Genomic DNA, 3,706 nt, shown 5'->3' on the forward strand with positions numbered 1-3,706 from the left:
GATGATCGGCGAGGGGGCCATCGCCAGCATCATTTCGGGCTTCAGCACGCCTGCCGCCGACAGTCCGAGGAAAACATCCGCCCCGACCAGCGCTTCCTGCAAATTCTGCGCGTCGGTCACGACCGCATGGGCCGACTTGAACTGGTCGAGATCGGTGCGGTCCTTGCGGATGGTCCCCTTGCGATCGCACATGATAACAGGGTCGCCGCGCACGCCCCTCGCCTTGATCAACTGGGTGCAGGCGATCGCCGCCGCGCCCGCGCCATTCACGACGACCTTGATGTCCTTCAACTCGCGCCCGGTCAGTAGGCAGGCGTTGATCAGGCCGGCGGCGGTGATGATCGCGGTGCCGTGCTGGTCGTCGTGGAACACCGGGATGTTCATCCGCTCCTTCAACCGCTGCTCGATAATGAAGCAGTCGGGAGCGGCGATATCCTCCAGGTTGATGCCGCCGAAGCTCGGCTCCATCAGCGCGACCGCGTTGACGAACTGGTCGACATCCTCCGTATCCAGTTCGATGTCGATTGAATCGACGTCGGCGAAACGCTTGAACAGCACCGCCTTGCCTTCCATCACCGGCTTCGACGCCAGCGCGCCGAGATTGCCCAGCCCGAGGATCGCCGTCCCGTTGGTGATCACCGCGACCAGATTGCCCTTGGCGGTCAGGTCGTAAGCTTTGTCGGGATCCTCGGCGATCGCCCGCACCGGGACCGCGACGCCGGGCGAATAGGCCAGCGCCAGGTCGCGCTGGGTCGCCATCGGCTTGGTCGCGACGATCTCGATCTTGCCCGGCCGCCCGCGCGCGTGGAAATCGAGCGCCTCGGCTTCGGAAAAGGTGACGTTGCTGTCAGACATTCGGCTCTCCTGCGGGCCAGCCCTTAACCGGACGCAGGGGGGCGAGTCACCCCGCAAGCCTCTCCCCGTGCAGTACGCGAACTGCTACTCCCCCGTCGATGGCCCGCGCCGAAGCTCCCACCCTGACGCCGATGATGGCCCAATATCACCGCCTGAAGGCCGAGGCGCCCGATGCGCTGCTATTCTATCGGATGGGTGATTTCTTCGAACTATTCTTCGACGATGCGAAAGTTGCTGCGTCATGCCTCGACATCGCGCTGACCCGGCGCGGCGAGTCCGAGGGCGAGCCGATCCCGATGTGCGGCGTCCCCGTCCATGCCGCCAATAACTATCTCGCCCGGCTGATCAAGGGCGGCCACCGCGTCGCCATCGCCGAGCAGGTTGAGAGTCCCGCCGAGGCACGCAAGGCACGCGGGGCCAAGGCGCTGGTCGACCGCGCCATCGTGCGCCTCGTCACGCCCGGCACGCTGACCGAAGAGGTCCTGCTCGACAGTGCCGCTGCCAACTGGCTCGCGGTGGTGGCGAAGGCCGGCGACGAATGGGGCATTGCCGCCGCCGACATTTCGACCGGCCGGTTCGAGCTGGTTTCCTGCGGCCCCGGCGAGCTCGCCGCCGAACTCGCCCGGCTCGGTCCCGCCGAGACGATCGCCGACGAGCGCATCCCCGGGCTCAAGATCACGCCGGGCAAGGCCGGGTTCGACAGCCTCGCGGGCGAGCGCGCGCTGATCGCCCGCTTCGGCGTGGCCACGCTCGACGGCTTCGGCTCGCCCGGCCGCGCTGAACTGGCGGCCGCCGGCGGGCTGCTCGCCTATCTCGACGCAACCCAGAAAGATGCGATTCCCTTTCTCGCCGCCCCCCGGCGCGTCGCTCGCTCGGCGCACATGGCGATCGACCCGGCGACCCGGGAATCGCTCGAGATTTTGCGCAGTCCCAATGGGACGAGTCTCTTCGCTACGCTCGACCGCTGCGTCACCGCCGGCGGCAAGCGCCTGCTCGCCGCCGACCTCAGCGCGCCGCTGACAAACCGCCCGGCGATCGAGGCCCGCCTCGCCCTCGTCGCCTGGTTTCACAACAATGCGCTCCGCCGCGACCGCACGCGTGAAGCCCTCAAAGCCATTCCCGACCTGTCGCGCGCGCTGGGCCGCCTCGTCGCCAGACGCGGATCCCCGCGCGACCTCGCCTCTGTCCGCGACGGCCTCGCCGCCGCTGCCGCGCTCTGCGGCGAGCTTGAGCAGGAACCCGAGCGCCCGGCCCTCCTAGCCGCCACCCTGCCCGACCTCGGCGGCCATGCCGCGCTGATCGACCGCCTGACCATCGCCCTTGTCCCCGTCCCGCCGCTCGATAGCGCCAAGGGCGGCTATGTCGCAGAAGGCTATGACGCCGCGCTCGACGCCCTCCGCCTCGCTGCCAGCGATGGTCGCCGCGCCATTGCCGCGCTCGAAGCCCGCTATCGCGATTCGACCGACGTCGCTTCGCTCAAGATCCGCCACAACGCCGTCCTCGGCTATCATGTCGAGGTCGGCGCGCGCCACGCCGACCCGCTCATGCTGCCGACCAGCGGCTTCACTCATCGCCAGACACTGGCGGGCGTGGTCCGCTTCAATTCCCCCGACCTCCACGCCGAAGCATCGCGCGTGGTCGAGGCTGGCGCCCATGCCCTCGCCGCCGAAGCCGCACATCTCGAGGACCTCACCGCCCACGCCGTCGCCGCCGCTCCCGCCATCGCCGCCACCGCCGACGCCATCGCCCGGCTCGACGTTGCCGCAAGTAACGCCGCCCGCGCCGCCGAGGGACAATGGTGCGCGCCGTCGCTGGTCGACCACCCCTGCCTCGAGATCGACGCCGGTCGTCACCCGGTAGTTGAGGCCGCCCTCGCCGCGACCGGCGAGCGGTTCGTCGCCAACGATGTCGCACTCGGCCCCAACGATCGCCTGTGGCTGATCACTGGCCCCAACATGGGCGGCAAATCGACCTTCCTCCGCCAGGTCGCGCTCGCTGCCTTGCTCGCGCAGGCCGGATCGTTCGTTCCCGCGACCCGAGCGAAGATCGGCATCGTCGACCGTCTGTTCAGCCGAGTCGGCGCGGCCGACAATCTGGCGCGGGGCCGCTCGACCTTCATGGTCGAAATGGTCGAGACCGCCGCCATCCTCGCTCAGGCGACGCCGCACAGCCTCGTCATCCTCGACGAGATCGGCCGCGGCACATCAACCTATGACGGCCTCGCCATCGCCTGGGCGGTGGTCGAAGCAATGCACGACCAGTCACGCGCGCGCACCCTCTTCGCCACCCATTATCACGAGCTGACCCGCCTCGCCGACCGCCTCGACGCCCTCTCGCTCCACCACGTCCGCGCGCGCGAATGGAAGGGCGATCTGGTCCTCCTTCACGAACTCGCGCCCGGCCCTGCCGACCGTAGCTATGGCATAGCCGTCGCTCGCCTCGCCGGTCTGCCCCCGGCCGTCCTCGCCCGCGCCAAGTCGGTCCTCGCCAAGCTCGAAGCGGGTCGCGACGCCACCGGCGGGATCGCTGCGGGACTAGACGACCTCCCCCTCTTCGCCGCCGCTGCCACGCCCGCGGCCGCCCCGGACCCTATTGTCACCACCCTCGCCGCAATCGACCCCGACGCCCTGACCCCCCGCGAAGCCCTCGACGCCCTCTACGCCCTCAAGCGGATCGCCAACGAACCGGCCTAGAAATCGCCGACGGCGGCGAACATCGCGGTCAGTGCGGCCCGCTCGCGCTCGCTGATTTCCGGGCGCCAGATTTCGAACAGCAGTACGACCCGTACCTTGTCGCTGTCGTTCCACGCCTCATGTTCGATGCTGTCGTCGAAGATCATCATGCGGCCCGG

Annotated in this window: 3 protein-coding genes; 1 reads left to right on the top strand and 2 read right to left on the bottom strand. The window is 69.0% G+C overall.

What is annotated here, in order from left to right:
- The coding region (locus RMN84_RS09445; RefSeq protein WP_309611922.1) for a malic enzyme-like NAD(P)-binding protein at positions 1-855 on the bottom strand (855 nt) is incomplete at its 3' end.
- A gap of 98 nt (positions 856-953) precedes the next feature.
- On the opposite strand from RMN84_RS09445, the gene mutS reads away from it, so the two are divergent.
- A complete protein-coding gene (gene mutS / locus RMN84_RS09450; RefSeq protein WP_309611923.1) occupies positions 954-3,548 on the top strand; it encodes a DNA mismatch repair protein MutS in 2,595 nt (864 codons plus the stop codon).
- Here the strand turns inward: mutS and RMN84_RS09455 are convergent.
- Positions 3,545-3,697 carry an aspartyl/asparaginyl beta-hydroxylase domain-containing protein gene (locus RMN84_RS09455; protein ID WP_405051473.1) on the bottom strand — a complete coding sequence of 51 codons (153 nt, stop codon included), beginning with the start codon at positions 3,695-3,697 and terminating at the stop codon, positions 3,545-3,547. The two genes, mutS and RMN84_RS09455, sit on opposite strands and share 4 nt — an antisense overlap.
- Positions 3,698-3,706 lie beyond the last annotated feature (9 nt).

The organism is Sphingomonas sp., assembly GCF_031380695.1.
GTDB lineage: Bacteria > Pseudomonadota > Alphaproteobacteria > Sphingomonadales > Sphingomonadaceae > Sphingomicrobium.

Coding starts and splice junctions, on each gene's coding strand:
- mutS (WP_309611923.1), top strand. CDS start 954: ATGGCCCGCGCCGAAGCTCCCACCCTGACGCCGATGATGGCCCAATAT.
- RMN84_RS09455 (WP_405051473.1), bottom strand. CDS start 3,697: ATGATGATCTTCGACGACAGCATCGAACATGAGGCGTGGAACGACAGC.